At 73.6% G+C, this 14,689-nt stretch carries 12 protein-coding genes; 9 read left to right on the forward strand and 3 right to left on the reverse strand.

Going from position 1 to position 14,689, the window contains the following annotated elements:
- Nucleotides 1-2: 2 nt before the first annotated feature.
- The gene (locus M1P99_RS23830) at nt 3-1,205 is read right to left on the reverse strand and encodes a hypothetical protein (protein ID WP_304454807.1); all 1,203 of its coding nucleotides are present in this window, start codon (nt 1,203-1,205) and stop codon (nt 3-5) included.
- Nucleotides 1,206-1,322: 117 nt separating this feature from the next.
- On the opposite strand from M1P99_RS23830, the gene amiA reads away from it, so the two are divergent.
- From amiA to M1P99_RS23865, 7 genes are all read left to right on the forward strand, one after another.
- Entirely contained in the window at nt 1,323-1,505 is a 183-nt protein-coding gene (gene amiA, locus M1P99_RS23835; protein ID WP_304454808.1) for a streptamidine family RiPP, read from the forward strand.
- A gap of 85 nt (nt 1,506-1,590) precedes the next feature.
- A complete protein-coding gene (locus M1P99_RS23840) occupies nt 1,591-2,481 on the forward strand; it encodes a hypothetical protein (RefSeq protein ID WP_304454809.1) in 891 nt (296 codons plus the stop codon).
- Nucleotides 2,478-3,476: a CocE/NonD family hydrolase gene (locus tag M1P99_RS23845; protein WP_304454810.1), complete on the forward strand. Its 999-nt coding sequence runs from the start codon at nt 2,478-2,480 to the stop codon at nt 3,474-3,476. Before M1P99_RS23840 ends, M1P99_RS23845 begins: the two co-directional genes overlap by 4 nt.
- Nucleotides 3,473-4,900 carry a YcaO-like family protein gene (locus M1P99_RS23850; RefSeq protein ID WP_304454811.1) on the forward strand — a complete coding sequence of 476 codons (1,428 nt, stop codon included), beginning with the start codon at nt 3,473-3,475 and terminating at the stop codon, nt 4,898-4,900. Before M1P99_RS23845 ends, M1P99_RS23850 begins: the two co-directional genes overlap by 4 nt.
- 10 nt (nt 4,901-4,910) lie before the next feature.
- Nucleotides 4,911-6,005 carry a hypothetical protein gene (locus M1P99_RS23855; protein WP_304454812.1) on the forward strand — a complete coding sequence of 365 codons (1,095 nt, stop codon included), beginning with the start codon at nt 4,911-4,913 and terminating at the stop codon, nt 6,003-6,005.
- On the forward strand, nt 6,002-7,678 hold the full coding sequence (locus tag M1P99_RS23860) for an ATP-binding cassette domain-containing protein (RefSeq protein ID WP_304454813.1): 1,677 nt from the start codon (nt 6,002-6,004) through the stop codon (nt 7,676-7,678). Before M1P99_RS23855 ends, M1P99_RS23860 begins: the two co-directional genes overlap by 4 nt.
- On the forward strand, nt 7,675-9,363 hold the full coding sequence (locus M1P99_RS23865) for an ABC transporter ATP-binding protein (RefSeq protein WP_304454814.1): 1,689 nt from the start codon (nt 7,675-7,677) through the stop codon (nt 9,361-9,363). Before M1P99_RS23860 ends, M1P99_RS23865 begins: the two co-directional genes overlap by 4 nt.
- A gap of 197 nt (nt 9,364-9,560) precedes the next feature.
- Here M1P99_RS23865 and M1P99_RS23870 read toward each other — a convergent pair whose 3' ends face one another.
- Nucleotides 9,561-10,394, reverse strand: a complete 834-nt coding sequence (locus M1P99_RS23870) for a MerR family transcriptional regulator (protein WP_304454815.1) — start codon at nt 10,392-10,394, stop codon at nt 9,561-9,563.
- A 387-nt stretch (nt 10,395-10,781) separates the two neighbouring features.
- On the reverse strand, nt 10,782-13,235 hold the full coding sequence (locus M1P99_RS23875) for a LuxR family transcriptional regulator (RefSeq protein ID WP_304454816.1): 2,454 nt from the start codon (nt 13,233-13,235) through the stop codon (nt 10,782-10,784).
- Nucleotides 13,236-13,591: 356 nt separating this feature from the next.
- Here M1P99_RS23875 and M1P99_RS23880 point away from each other — a divergent pair, with 356 nt between their 5' ends.
- Together M1P99_RS23880 and M1P99_RS23885 are read left to right on the forward strand one after the other, a co-directional pair.
- Nucleotides 13,592-13,789, forward strand: coding sequence for a hypothetical protein (locus tag M1P99_RS23880; protein WP_304454817.1), 198 nt, complete (start codon nt 13,592-13,594; stop codon nt 13,787-13,789).
- A 67-nt stretch (nt 13,790-13,856) separates the two neighbouring features.
- Entirely contained in the window at nt 13,857-14,426 is a 570-nt protein-coding gene (locus tag M1P99_RS23885) for a hypothetical protein (protein ID WP_304454818.1), read from the forward strand.
- Nucleotides 14,427-14,689: the final 263 nt, after the last annotated feature.

Genomic DNA, 14,689 nt, shown 5'->3' on the forward strand with positions numbered 1-14,689 from the left:
CGCTACCGGCCGATGGTGTCGGTGTCGCCGCCGGGCCAGGCCAGGTGCCCGCCCTCGTCGAGCGGGCTGGGCACGGTGACGGTGTCGAGTCCGCCGTCGCGGAACAGGTGCAGTTGGCCGTCGCCCCCTCGGGTCACCGCGACCGTCGTTCCCGTGGGGTCGACGGCCACGGAGCGCCGCTGGGCGGGTGCGTCGCCGACGGGGTCCCAGGGCAGGTGCCCGGGGGCGGGAGGGTGCGACATCGCGGGAAGAGGGGTCCGGTGCGCGACGCCCATCAGGGGGTCGGCCCGCTCGATGACGGTGAGCTGGTCCCCGTCGGGGTGGATCGTGGCGACGGCGGCCCGTGTGCCGCCGAGCCCGAAGCGGAAGGCCAGTCCCCGAGGCAGCTCCTGGCAGCGCGTCCGGCCGGTGGACAGGTCGATGTCGACCAGGTGGTTGGTCCACTCGGTCCAGGCCGTCGGGGACGGCGGGCCGCCGCGGACCACGCCCACCGCACGGCCGGTGGCCGGGTCCAGGCGCAGGTAGTAGGCGCGTCCGGGCACGGGCCAGGCGACGGTGCCGAGCATGCGCGGGACGCCGCCCTCGACCACGAAGCGCTCCAGCCCTCGGCTGGTCGCCGTCGCGGCGATGCCCGTGCGCTGGTCGACGACGTCGCCGTGCCCGTCGTCCGCGATCCCGTGGACGGTCTCACCGGTGATCCGCGGCACGTGGGGGGCGGCGTCGAGGCACCGGGGGAGCGCAAGCGCCTCGAGGGCGCCGGGCTCCCTGTGGCGCAGCACGACCGCCGGTGCGCCGCCGGCCTGGTCCGGGACGATCATCGCTCCGGGCTCGCCGACCCGGGAGCGGAACCGTACCGACGCGTCCCGCTCCAGGTCGACGAGGGTGACGACGTCGCTCCACGCCTGCGCGTTCGCGCCCAGTCCGGTCGTCACCACCACGTAGCGGCCCGAGGCGTCGCAGGCGAGGTGCTCGCCGGGGATGGCCGTGGGGAGGCGTCGTTCCCCGCGAGGGCCGGAGACCACGAGCGCGCCGGAGCGGTCGTCGACGAAGGCCCATGCGGCGCCGCCCTCGCCGCGGCGGGGCAGCGCGAGGAACCCGGCGTGCTCGGCGAGGACGGCGTCGCCGAGCGGCTTCACGGTGCCGTCGGCCACGGCGTAGGTGCGGCCCGCGCGGTAGTCGGCGACGAGGAGCTCCTGGAAGTTCATGGGCCCAGAGTATTGGAAATGACAATCATTATCAATTATGGTGAGTCTCGTTCGCCCCCGGCGGACACGTATCGGCCCAGATGACCGATACGTCATGCCTTGAGAAGGGAGTCCCCCATGGACAACCAGATCGTCGCCGAGATCGAGCAGCCCGAGCAGCTCGCGCACCTGTCGGCCACGCACTCCAACGCGCTCGTCGAGAACCCCTTCGACGTCGTCGCCGAGATCGAGGAGTCCGAGCAGCTGGCACACCTGTCGGCCACGCACTCCAACGCGCTCGTCGAGAACCCCTTCGACTAGCACTCGTCCCCCGCGACGTCGTCAGTGAGGACCACCCGGTCGGGCAGCCCCGCGCTGCCCGACCGGGCCGTGTGAGAGGTCGGCCATGCCCCCAGAACCATCCATCGCCCGCGTGCCGGGGACCGGCGCGCACGTCATCGTCGACAGCGCGGACACCGGTGTCGTGCGCACCTCCTCGGGACGCTTCCTCCGCCTGGTGTCCCCGCCGCCCGGTCTCCTCGACGTCCTGGGCGGTGCCTCGGCCGGCGATGGGGAGGCCGCCTCCTACGCCGAGGCGCTCCGCGCGACGATGTCCTCGCACGAGGAGGAGGACGCACAGTGCCGTTGGCCGCGGCCCCGGCGCGAGGTCGCCCTGGTCGGCCGGAACCCCCTCGTCGACGCGGTGGCCGAGGCCCTGGCCGACTGCGGCGCGCGCCTCACCCGCCACACCGACGGCGAGGCACTGCTCGCCGCGACCGACGGTGCGATCGGCGGCGACCGTGGGGACCAGGGCGCGGACGGCCCCCGCGCGGAGGGCCCCTGGCCGTGGGGGCTCGTGGTCGCGTACGCGGACTCACCCGCCGAGCGCGTCGGCTGGGACCGCCTCGACGCGCTGCCGGGCCAGGGCGTGGCCTGGCTGCGCGCCTACCGCGAGGGCGAGAACTGCTTCGTCGATCCGATCTGCCTCACCGGCGACGACCCCGGGGCCGAGCAGGTCTACCGGCGGCGCCTGGCGGCGAGCTTCGTCCCCCGCGAACTCGACACCTGGCGGCGCGCGGCCGTGGCCGACACACCCCCCTCGCCAGCCGCGCGCACGCTGCTGACGAGCCGTCTGCTCACCATGGCCCTCGCCTGGGCACAGGAGTCGGACACGTTGGAGCACCACCGCGGCACGCTGTGGAAGCTGGTCCCCGCCACCGGCACGGTCAGCGAACACCCGGTCCTGTCCTATGACCCGCCGCCCGCCATCGACCGAGGAGCACGTGAGCGGGTATGACCGAAGAGCCCGGACGCGAACACCTCTGCCGGGGAGGCGACGGCACCCCCCTGCGCGGGCTGGTGTGGGAGTGCGCGAAGCCGGAAGGCCTCGTGGTCGTCCGCACCCCCTACGACGCCGGCCGGCACGAGGCGACGGCACGCTCATGGAACGCCCGCGGCTACCACTGCCTGGTGCAGGACGTGCGCGGACGGTACCGGTCGGAGGGGGACTGGTGCCCCTTCTCGTACGAGGAGGAGGACGGCGGCCAGGTGCTCGTCCACCTGCTCGACGAGTTCGCCGGGCTGCCGCTGGTGCTGTTCGGGGCCTCCTACGCCGCGCACACCGCGTTGGAGGCCGCTCGGGCCGTGACAGGGAACGGCGCGTCCCCGGTCTCGGCGATCATCGCCCTCGTCCCCGCCCTCGGACCGGCCGAGACCGCGTGGGACCCCCAGGGCCGCCCACAGATCCGGCACCGGATCGGATGGTGGCACGAACACGGACGCCACCGGCGCTCCCAGCCCCCGCTGCCCCCGTCCGAACTCGACCGGCGCGTCGCACAGGCGCGCGAGCGGGGTGTGGTCGAGGCCGCCGAGCACTGGGACTGGTCGCCCTCCACCATGACCGGGTGGCGGCGGCTGTGGAGCGCGCGCCGCGTGGACCCGGCATCGCGCTACGGCCGCATCGATGTGCCGCTCCTGGTGATCAGCGGCGATGACGACTTCTTCGACGACGACGCCCGACGGCTCGCCCGCGCGTGGAGCGCCCCGAGCCACTTCGCCGGCGGCCCCTGGGGGCACGGCCTGGTCGGCGGCGTCGCCGACCGGTCCCTGCGGTCCCGTATCGCGGCCGCCGGCGGACTGACCCGCATCATCGACCCGTGGCTGGCGGCCCAGGGGCTGCCCGGCGCTCCGGCGGAGTGGACCGGGATCCTCGCGGCCGCGTCCGCGCCCCACACCCGGTCGACCCTCGATTCCGCGTCAGGGGCCTGGCGCCACGAAAGGACCTCACCGTGACTCTCACCACCGGGCGGCGGCACCCCGAGGCCGCCGGCGACGCGGCGGCCAGGACCGCCCACCCTCTGCCCGTGGAGGCGCTGGTCGACCCCGAGTGCGGCATCATCCGCTCCGTGCGGGCCGTGCCGCACCCCACCGGTGCCCCCGCCTCCTACCTGGGCCTGACCGCGGCCGTGGCCGACGCCCGACAACTCGGCGAGTGGCCGGCGGACCGTGTCTCGCTGGGCACGTCGTTCGACGACGCGGGCCAGGCCAGGATCGCCGCGATCGCCGAGGGGATCGAGCGCTACTGCGGGAACTGGCTCCCCGCCGACCTTCCCGAGGACGAACTGCGCATCGCGACCCGCGCGGAACTGCTGGCCGCGGGCCACCGTCCGATGGACCTGGACGAGCTGCCCCGGTTCGCCCCGTGGCAGTACACCCGGGCCGGCTTCCCCTACCAGCCCCTCACCGAGGACACTCCCACCCTCTGGACGCGCTGTGCCGACAGCGGCGGTGCCGAGGTCTGGATGCCGGCCTCGCTGGTCTACCTCAACTGGAGGCAGTCGCGCTTCCGGCACCTGCCGCGCGTGCACCACCTGAACTACGCGGGGATCGCCACCGGGCAGGGGACCGAGGACGCCCGGGACCGAGGGGTCCTGGAGATCATCGAACGCGACGCCCTCGAACTGTGGTGGCACCTGGACGGACCCACCTTCGGCATCGACCCCGCCAGCGTCCCCGGGCTGGCCGACGACCTGCGCGGCAGCTCCCTGGAGGTGTTCCTGGCGGTCATGCCCTCGGAGTTCGCCCCCGCCGTGGCCGCACTCGTGCACGACAAGGAACGGGGCCTGTACGCCGCGGGGTTCTCCGCCGCGCTCGACCCGGTCAGGGCCGCCCGCAAGGCCGTCCTCGAAGCCGTCCACACCTGGGTCTACACCCAGGGCTGCACCACCGCCGACGGGTGGGTCTTCCGTGCCGTCGAGCAGGGACTGATGGCCCGCGGCCTCTACCTCGACCACCGCGCCGACGCCGCCTACCTCGACGCCGCCGGACCCCAGTGCGAGCACGTCGTCGACCTGGGCGCGCACGTCCAGCTGTGGCTCGACCCCCGGGTCCACGGGCAGGCCCGGCGCTTCACCGAGCCCGCCCTGGGAATCCGGCCGATCACCCAGGTCCCGGCCGTGACGATGGACGAGGTCCACCAGCGGCTGGCCGCTCGCGGACACCGCGTCCTCACCCGGGACCTGACGACGAGCGATGTCCGTCGCACCTCGCTGCGAGTGGTCCGCAGCTTCGTCACCGGGCTCGTCCCCAACGCGCCCGCCGCCTTCGCCTACCTCGGCATGCCGCGTTTCGAGCAGGCGGCCCTCGACCGGGGGTGGCGCACCTCCTGGGACGGGAGCCCGGCGGACCTCACCCTCATCCCGCCCCCGCACATGTGAGGCCCTGCCCATGCCCCGCCCCATCCCACCGGCTCCCTCGCCGCGCGGCGCGAAGCGCGCTCCGGCCGCCCCCTCGCGGCTGCCGGCCGCGCTGGCACGCGCCTTCTCGGCCCGCACACCGGGTCCGCCCCTGCCGCCCGGGCCGCGCGCCAACCCCTGGCGGCGGGCCGGAGCCGACCCCGTGGCGGTACCCGACCGCGAGCGCGCCCTGCTCGACGGACTGTGGCGCGGTGAGGGACACCACCGCCTGGCCGACGGGACGGTGACCCGCATCCGCCGGCGCCCGGTGCCCTCCGCGGGAGCGACCTACCCCGTCCACACCCACCTGGTCGTGGGCGCCGACGGCCCCCTGGAAGCGGGGCGCTACGCCTTCGACCTGGAGGACGGCGCGCTCTACCGGCGCGACGAGGCCCGCGAACGGCGAGCGGGCTGGCACGCCCCCGGCGCGGCCGCCGATGTGACGGGGACCCACCTGGTCCTGACCGTGCAGCCCGGTCGCAGCTTCGGCCGGTACCGCCACCGGGCCTGGCCCCTGTGGATCGCCGACACCGCCTACGCCCTGGCCGCCGTGGAGTTCCTGTGCGCGCCGTCGCCCGCCGCGGTGCGGCTGGGCCCCGGCCCGCGGCTGCGCGAGCTGCTCGGCGTCCCGCGCGCGGCCGAGCACGGCCGGTGGCTCGCACGCGGACTCGCGCCGGAGATCCCGCTGGCCGCCGTCGCACTGCCCGGCTCCTGGTCGGTCGTGCCTGAGCGCCGGGACGCCTTGTCCGCGCGGCGTTCCCCGGCGATCGGGGAGTTCGAGGCCGCGGTGCGCGCCCCGGATGCGCGGGCCGCGGACGCGGCGAGGGCCTGCGGGCAGGCCTGGGTGCTCGGGGCACACCGGTTGGAGACGTGGTCCGTCGCGACGGACACGCCCGCCGCCGAGGTCACCGAAACCCTGTGGCGGGCCCACCGGGCCGCGGCCGGCCTGTGCTACGCGGGCGCCCTGTCCGGACGATGGCGCTGCCGCCCGGTGTCAGGATTCGTCGCCTCGCGCGACCGCTGGACCGTGCACGCCCTGGCGATGCTCCCCGGCGCACCCGACCTCGACAAGGAGCCCGACGCATGATGATCGTTCCCCTGCTGTGGCGGGAGGCGGCCCGGTTTCCCGGGGCCCTGGCACGGAGCGTCGCCCTGCTGGTCCTCGTCTTCCTCGGCCACGTCGGACAGGCCGTGGCGATCGCCTGGTCGATGTCGGCGGTGCTGCACGGGCAGGCACGGGAGGTGTTCGTCGCCCTGGCGCTGATCCTCGGGATCGCGCTGCTGCGCCTGGTGCTCTCCCTGGCCCAGGCGTCGGCCGCCGCGGACCTGGGAGGCCGGGTCAGACAGGCGGTCCGCCGCCGCGCGGTGCGGGCGGCGCTCGTGCCCGAGCGGCTGCACGACACCGCGGCCCGGGACGGTTCGATGCGCGCCAGCCTCGGTGACGGTGTCGACGGTATCGACGCCTACGTCTCCAAGTACGTTCCCGCCATCGTGCAACTGCTCCTGACCTGCCCGATCGTCGTGATCGGCCTCGTCGCGCTCTCGCCGTGGGCGGGGGTGTGCGTCGCCGGAGGGGTCGTCTTCGCCCTGGTGGGACCCATGGCGTGGAAGCGGATGATGGCCCGGCGCGGGCTCGACCACCGGGACAGCTACGAGGCGCTCAGCGCCGACCTGCTGGAATCCCTGCGCGGTATGGCCACCCTGCGCACGCTCGGCGACGTGTCCGGTACCCGCGAGCGACTGGACCACCGCTCCGAGGCGCTGCGCAGGGCCACCGAGCGGGTGATGCGCGGATCCCTGGGCGAGACGGCCGTCACCGACGCGGCCGTCCAGGGGGGAGCGGTCGCCGCGGCCGCCGTCGCCATCGCCCACGCGGTCGCCGGGCAGGCCCCGGCAGTGGAGGTCTACCTGATCCTCCTGCTCTCCTCCGAAGCGTTCCGTCCCATCCGGGACCTCTCGAGGCACTGGCACGCCGGGTTCCTCGGCCTCACCGCGATTCCCGGCCTCACGCGGATCGGGGCCTTCACCGAACACCCCGGCGCCGCCGCCGTCCACACCGCTCCGATCAGCACCGCGTCCGGTCCCGGCGACGCCCCGGCGGCCGGCGACCCGTCGGCGGACACCCTGGAGGTCACCGGTCTGAGCTTCCGCTACCCCGACGCATCCGACGACGTCATCCACGCTCTCGACCTGACGGCCCGGCGGGGCTCCCTCACCGCGGTGGTCGGAGCCTCCGGGGCGGGAAAGTCCACCCTCTTCGACCTCCTCCTCGGCTTCCTCACTCCGCGCGCCGGAAGCATCGCCCTCGACGGCCGACCGTTGCGTACCTCCGACATCGCCGTGGTCTCCCAGAGGCCGGTGCTCTTCGTCGGGACCATTCGCGACAATCTCGCGGTCACCGGCGCCACCGCGGAAGCGGACCTGGTCGCGGCCTGCCGCGACGCGGGGATCCTCGACGAGATCCAGCGCTTCCCCCGCGGCTTCGACACCGAGGTCACCGAAGCCGGTACCAGCCTGTCGGGCGGACAGCGCCAGCGCCTCGCCCTGGCCCGCGCGCTGCTGGCACAGCGGCCGGTCCTGCTCGTCGACGAGCCGACGAGCGCGTTGGACGCCGACCGCTCCGCGGACGTCGTCCAGACCCTGCACCGTGTCGCCCGCGACCGCGTCGTCATCATGATCAGCCACCGCTCCGAGACCCTCACCGAGGTCCCCCACGTGCTGAGCCTCGACTCCGGACACCTGCACAGGAGTGCCTCGTGAAGACCCCCACCGCGCCCCGTGCCTTCCGCGCACTGCTGCCCGTTCTGCGGCCCGAATGGCGCGGGATGCTCTGGAGCTACGTACTCGGCACCGCGAGCTCGCTCGGCCTGGCCGGTCTGACCGTCCTCACGGCATGGGCGGTCGGCCACGCCGTCGTGGAGCGCACACCGCCCGGACCCCTCTGGTGGGCCCTGGTCCTCGGGCTCGTGCTGCTGCGCGTGCTGCTGACCTGGCGGGAGATGGACGTCTCCCACGCCCTGGCCTACCGCGTGCTGGCCCGGTTGAGGATGGCCCTGTTCGACGCCTACGCGCGCAGCGTTCCGGGCCGTCGCCGCGAGCACTCCGGACGCGCGGCCACCGTCGCGATGGAGGACACCGAGAAGCTCGAGTTCTTCTACGCTCACACGATCGCCCAGCTCGGCGCCTCGCTCACGCTGTTCGTCGCCTCCCTGGCCACCGCGTCCGCCCTCCTGCCCGAAGCGGCGTTCGTCATGCTCATGGGCGCTGCCGTCGTGGCGAGCAGCGCGCTGTACTGGGCCGGGGCGGCCCGGCGGCTGGGCGAGCGGGAGCAGCGTGAGCGCTCGGACCTGTCCGAGCACATCGTCGACGCGCTGGGCGCCCTGCGCGAGGTCCTCGCCTACGGACTCGTCCCGCGCATCGTCGCCGAGACCAGCGCCGCCACCGCGCGCGCCACCACCCTCGCGCGGCGGCGCGAACTGCTGTCGCACCTGGTCACCGGCATCCGGGAACTGATCATCACCGCCGTGATCATCGGCGTCATCGCCACCAGCGCCACCGCAGCGGGCGTGCTCTCTGACGATGCCCCGGTGCGGTTGGCCCCGGCAGAGCTGCCCGCGCTGATCGCTCTGGCCCTGGCCGGTGTCGCCGCCGTCGTCGACGCCACGGACACCCTCACACGGCTCCATCCGCTCGTCTCCGGCGCCGAACGCGTCGCCGCCGGCATCGATCGGCCCCCGGTCGTCGGTGTTCCCGAAGCGCCGCGACGGCTGCCCGACGGGCCGCTCGGCCTCCGGTTCCGGGAGGTGTCCTTCTGCTACGAAGGCCGGCAGCCGACGCTCACCTCCTGGTCCACCGAGCTCGCCCCCGGCGAGCACGTCGGGCTGGTCGGCCCTTCGGGCTCGGGCAAGAGCACGGTCATCGCGCTCGCGGCCCGGCTCTGGGACCCCTCGGAGGGGTCGGTCGAACTCGTGGCGGCGGACGGCGAGAGCGTCCCCGTCGCCGAGCTCGACGACGCGGCGCTGCGGGGGGCCGTCGCCCTGGTCGACCAGGACGCGATGCTCTTCCACGGCACCGTCCGCGACAACCTGCTGCGGGGCTGCGGGCCACGGTCCGACGAGGAGTTGACAGGCCTGCTCGAACGTGTCGAAGCCGCCTCCTGGATCGGTCTCGACGACGACCTCGGCGAGGCGGGTGTGCGGTTGTCCGGCGGTCAGAGGGCTCGCCTGTGCCTGGCCCGTGCCCTCGCCCGCCGCCCACGGGTGCTCCTCGTGGACGAGGTCACCGCCAGTCTCGACCCGGCCACCGAACGCCTGGTCTCCGACGTCATCGCCGAGTTCCCCGGTACCGTCCTCATCGCCTCCCACCGGGCCGAGACGCTCGCCCGCCTCGCACGCGTCGTGGACGTGGCCGGGACCCCGCTCTCCGCGCGGAAGTCGGGTGACTGACCCGGTCGGACCTCCCGGGGCTGCCCGTCACGGCGGCCCCGTCCCGCGACGACTTGTCGAGTTCACCCCTCGGCAGGGCCCGGCCGGGCCCGTCACGGGGCCGAACGGCCACCGACGACGCTCCCGAAGCCTCCGGGCCTGGGACCGGACTTCCGACGGTCCATCCGCGGGGCCTCCGACCCGCGCCGATCACGCGGTCAGGTCGGGCCGGCCTCAGCGGCCGCGTCACGGGCGGAGCCGCAGGGCGCCTCCGCCAGAGGGCGCAGGCCCACAGAGAACTCCACCGCGCCGTCGTGCTCGGATTGACGCAGGGTGCCCAGGTCGGCGAACATGCCCTCCACCTCGTGCCTGAGCAGGTGGGCCAGCGCGACCGTGAAGCCCCCCAGGCTCTCGGGTCCGGGTACCGCCAGCCGGACCTCGGTCCCCCCGCCGTACTCGACCAGCTCCACGTCCGAGGGCAGGGGCGATGAGTCCGCCGCCGTGACCGGTACGCACACCCGAAACGCCGCCCTACCGTCCGTTCCCGGTTCCAGGGCCTTCCACCAGTGGCCGTCGGCACGCCACCCGCGCTCCCGGGCCAGAGCGCCGAGCAGTTCGGCCAGGGCCTGCGCCTCGGCCCGTGACCGGCTCACGTCGAAGTCCTCGCCCTCCTCCGCGGTCAGCCCGGTGAGGGCGGTGCGCGCCCGCCGGGCCCCGACCTCCACGCGCGGCTCCCACGCCAGCACCGCGTGGGCCTCCGCCAGCGCGCGGTCCTGCTCCTCACGCTCGCGCCGCAACCGCTCGGCGTGTCGTCGGAGCGCCTCGGGAGCCAGGTCGGGTGTGTCCACCACGCGGCGGATGGAGTCCAGGCTCATCCCCACACGGCGCAGGGCGACGATCCTCCCAGCGCGCTCGATCTGGTCGACGGTGTACCAGCGGAACTGCGTGTCCTCGTCCACGTGGTCCGGGACCAGGAGGCCGATGGAGTGGTAGTGGTGCAGTGCCTTGCGCGAGAGACCGGTGAGTTCACTGAAGGAACTGATGGGAAGCATGGTTCTACTGTGGCCTCTCCCCCAAGGGGAGAGGCAAGTCGGTGTCTCGGACACGGTCAGGGGCCGGCTGAGGACAGGAGTGACCGGCGGCGGTCGGGCGGCGGCTACCGTGCAGCGGGTGGTATCGACCCCGAACAGGTAGGTGGGGTCGGAGGCGATCTGCGCGTCCGGACCGAGCCGGCCACGTGCGGGTTCGCCGCACCGCGACCCTGCCCAGTGTGCCCGGGGCATCCCCGCGTTGGCTCACGCGCGCCGCGCAGCCGCCCGCCACGCGAGAGCAGCAGGGATGTGCCGCGCAGGCCACCGGAAGCGAGGGGGCGGCTCAGATGACCGGTCCGCAGGACACACGCGGCGCTGCCGCGTCGCGGCCGCGAGACCGGCGCGACCTCACACCGGAGCGGGCGGACCCCCTTCGGGGGCCAGGACCGCGCGCAACTCGGACCTGTCGCGCACACCCAGCTTGCGGTAGGCGGCGGCGAGCTGGTTGTTGACCGTGCTGGGGGCACTGCCGAGCCGGTGGGCGATCTCCTTCGAGGTCAGACGGTGTGCCGCCAGGAAGGCGACCTCGGACTCCCTGGGAGTGAGCAGCGTGGACCGGTCGGGTACAGCCGACCAGAGGGCCGCTCCCCGCCTGCTCCGAGCGGCACGCGCGTTCCACCGGTCCGCGGCACGCCGGTCTCCGTTCGCCGAGCTCCAACGGGCCAGGGCGAACGCGGTGTCCGCGGCGGTGGCACGCAGGCCCAGATCGGTCGCGCGCGCGAAGAGGTCCGCCGTCGCCTCGTGGTCGCGCTCCTCCATGGCCGCCGCGTGTTCCTGGATGAAGACGGCGAGGCCACCGCCCGCGGTGTCGGCGGCCTCCGCCGCGAGCTTGGCCACAGGCCCGGGGTGGCCGAGCCGCGCTGCGCAGTGTGCCAGCATCCCCGCCAGGAACACGTGTCGGGCGTCGAGCAGGTACCGGGCGCCTTCGGCCAGGATCTCCGCGGCTTCCTCGGGCCTGCCCAAGGCCCGTTCGTGCCACGCTCGCGCCCACGTCAGCTGCATCCTGACCTTGGGGTCGGCCAGACTCGCCTCGGCGATGCCGCTCCGATATCCTCCGGCCTCGCCAGTCCTACCCGCGGCGATACAGGCGGCCGAGGCCAGAGCGAGCGCGGCAGGCAACAGGCCCATGGGGTCCCGCCATCTGAGGTGCCGGACCGCTGATGCGGCGAGTGCGTGTGCGCGCTCGGCGTCGTCGGTGAGGAGTTCGGTGAGGCCGAGCGCGTACTCCCAGGTGCCGCGCATCTGCGGGTGGTCCAGGGTGCAGGAGCGGATCTCCTGCTCCAGCGCGCCGCGGGTGGCGATGACGTCCCCGGTGTAGGACAGAGCCATGAACTCGGCGAGGCGCGTCATCTGATCGGCCGCGGGTAGCTGCTCCCGGTGCCCGGGCAGTACCTTCTCCAGTCGCCTCAGGAGCTGCTCCACCTCTGCCAAGGGGCCCGTGATCACCGTCGCCATCACGGTGACCAGCAGGGCGTGGGCGTGCGCGGCGTCCTGGGACGCGGTGTCCGGTGGGGCCAGGACGGCGTGCAGACCACTGACCATCCGCCACTGGAAGGCGTCGTGCTCCACCCGGACGGCCTCCACCGGATCGCTCATGCGCTCCCGTGCCTCGTGGAGGAGGTGGGCGGCGTCGACAGCGCGATGGTGGCGCGTAGCCAGGTGGTGGGCCTTGGCCCGAGCCGCCGTTGAGGTTTCGGCGTCGGTTCGCGCGCGCTCCAGGGCGAGGTCGAGATGACGGTCGGCGAGCTCGGATTCACCCAGTGCCGAAGCGCTCCGTCCGGCCACGCTCAACGCCTGGACGTCACCGGGGGCGCTCTCCAACGCGCGCGTGGCGATCCGTAGGGCGAGATCGTGCCGCATGAGCGCGTGAGCGTGCTCGGCGGTCGCCGTGGCCGCTTCGGTGGAGACGGGGTCGCCGGACTCCACGCTCAGGATCACGGACCGCCTGGTCAGGTCGGCGGCCCGCTCGGGGGCGACCGACTCCGCCGCCGAGGCGAGCAGCGCGGCGGCTCGCCTCCGGTGCCTGCGCCGTTGCGCGGCGGGGACGAGGGCGCGCAGCGCCTCGTCGTAGAGGGGATGGGCCAGGTGTAGCCATCCTTCGCCTTCCACCACGACCTTCTCGCCGATGAGGTGGTCCCACTCCTGGCGGTCGAGCGCTGACACGGGCAGTTCCCCCGCCGTGGCCAGGACCGAGGCGAGCGCAAGGTCGGGCGCGGGCAGGGTGCTCAGATGGGAGCCGATCAGCTGCGTCAGGCGACTCGTGGGGTGGAGGGGGCCGTCCAGATCCCATCCGTGGGGGGTGCGCACCAGGGTCCCCTCGCTGCGGGAGCCGCGCACGAGTTCCCGGATGTGCAGGGGGTTGCCCTCTGCGCGGGCGGCGATCGCCGCAGCGGCCCCAGGTGTGAGGTGCCCGCCCAAGAGCTGCCCCGCCATCTGCACCGACTCCGTGTCCGAGAGCGGAAGCAGCGTGTGCGCGGTCAGGCTGCCGTGGTCGTAGAGTTCACGGACCGCCCCGGGGGCTTCGGTGAGCCGCCGGGTCGCGACGACCGCACGCAGGCGCGTGTCGCGGATCAGATGGGTCGTGGCGAACAGCGAGGCCGGGTCCAGTGCGTCGACGTTGTCCACGAGCAGGATCGCGACGGACCGCCGTTGCGCGAAGTACGAGATCAGACGAGCCGTGGGGGAGGCCTCGCGTGTGGCCTGTACGACCGACGGTTCGAGGCCGGCGAACGCTCCCAGGGGAATGTCGGCGCCGACGGTGGAACCGGAGACGAGCAGGGGCGTCAGGCCGCCGGTCCGCAACTCCCTCGCCAGGTCACGGAGGAGGTGGCTCTTCCCGATGCCTCCGGGGCCCTCTACCAGGTGTGCGCGCCGCGTTCCGGTTCGTGACGACAGTGCGGCGACCAGGTTCCGACGCTGGTGTTCGCGCGGGGACCGCGGCTCCGGTCTGTGAGCCATGACGAGGGAGCCTAACAGCGATCGGCGCCTTCCAGTCCGTCCCGTGTTGGTCCGTAGTCAGAAATTGACCATGGTGGCATCGAGGCCCGTATCACTACCTTGTGCCTTCGGAGCGCAGGTTTCGGGAGCGGCAGTCCGGCCACCACCGAGCACACGCTGACGACGGAGGTACCTTGCCGGTGCACACGACCGCATCGCCGATGAGGCGAACGCCCTTCCTGCTCATGGTGCCTTGGCCGGCCCTGGTCGCCGGCTGTTTCGGTGCGGGTGAGGCCGCCGGGGCCGACGCCTCGGCGGGGAGCGTTCCCTCCGATGGGGCCGGAGCGGCCTCCGGCGGGGAGGACGGCGCGCAGGACCCGTTGCCGGGTGACTTCACGGCCGCCGCACGCTGCGGTTGACCTGCGTAGCGGCCACCACCAGCCGGACCCGTCCCTCCCGGGCCACTCGACACTTTCGGAGCACACCATGAGACACCGACGCCTGACCCCTGTCCTGCTGCTGGCCCTCGCCCTCACCCCGGTAGCGAGCGCCTGCTCGGCCTTGAACACCGGCGATGGCGACGCCACGGCCCAGGGCGAGGAGGCCGTCGTTGAGGAGACCGCCGCGGAGGAGGGCGGGCAGGAGGAGGACTCCGACAGCAATGGCCCCGACACCGTCCTGGGCACGGTCACTGTCGACGGAGCTGAGTACCAGATCACCGAAGTCCGCAACTGCGCCCCGTTGGAACAGGCCGGTGTGGAGAGGGAACTCGAGTTGCAGGGGCGTGGTGTCTTCGACGGCGAGGCGATCCAGGTCGACGCCTACGTCCAGACGATCGGCGGGGCATCGATGGACAGCGTTTCCTGGTCGGGCCCCGAGGGGGTCTTCGGTTCCCAACAGGCGGCGATGGGTTCCGGGCAGGAGGTGGTGTTGGAGGTCTCCGGTGACCAGGCCACCGGTCGTGCGGTCCTGAGCGATGCCCTGGAGGGATCCGAGACGGTTTCCGTCGAATTCACCCTCCCGGTACCGGGCGAGCTGGTGGATTGCCACGTGTGAGCGGGCCCGCGGGGTACGGGCGCGGCCGCGCGGTTCTCCTGGGCCGGAAAAGCGATCCACGCACGCCTGGTGCGCGTGCCCACGGCGACCTTTTCGGTGTCCCCGCGTTGAGGGGGGTCGCGATTGTGGCCGAACGCGGCCTGGCCGCCCCACCACCAGGGGTGAAGCGGCCAGGTTGACAGGTCGATCGGTTCAATGGCGCGTCAGAGGAGACTCCCGTTTCGAACCGAGGAGGAGCATGGAATCAGAGCTCCTCCCTCGAA

It is taken from the genome of Nocardiopsis sp. YSL2 (assembly GCF_030555055.1).
Classification (GTDB): Bacteria; Actinomycetota; Actinomycetes; order Streptosporangiales; family Streptosporangiaceae; genus Nocardiopsis.

Coding starts and splice junctions, on each gene's coding strand:
- M1P99_RS23830 (WP_304454807.1), bottom strand. CDS start 1,205: ATGAACTTCCAGGAGCTCCTCGTCGCCGACTACCGCGCGGGCCGCACC.
- M1P99_RS23855 (WP_304454812.1), top strand. CDS start 4,911: ATGCCCCGCCCCATCCCACCGGCTCCCTCGCCGCGCGGCGCGAAGCGC.
- M1P99_RS23840 (WP_304454809.1), top strand. CDS start 1,591: ATGCCCCCAGAACCATCCATCGCCCGCGTGCCGGGGACCGGCGCGCAC.
- amiA (WP_304454808.1), top strand. CDS start 1,323: ATGGACAACCAGATCGTCGCCGAGATCGAGCAGCCCGAGCAGCTCGCG.
- M1P99_RS23870 (WP_304454815.1), bottom strand. CDS start 10,394: ATGCTTCCCATCAGTTCCTTCAGTGAACTCACCGGTCTCTCGCGCAAG.
- M1P99_RS23880 (WP_304454817.1), top strand. CDS start 13,592: ATGAGGCGAACGCCCTTCCTGCTCATGGTGCCTTGGCCGGCCCTGGTC.
- M1P99_RS23860 (WP_304454813.1), top strand. CDS start 6,002: ATGATGATCGTTCCCCTGCTGTGGCGGGAGGCGGCCCGGTTTCCCGGG.
- M1P99_RS23845 (WP_304454810.1), top strand. CDS start 2,478: ATGACCGAAGAGCCCGGACGCGAACACCTCTGCCGGGGAGGCGACGGC.
- M1P99_RS23885 (WP_304454818.1), top strand. CDS start 13,857: ATGAGACACCGACGCCTGACCCCTGTCCTGCTGCTGGCCCTCGCCCTC.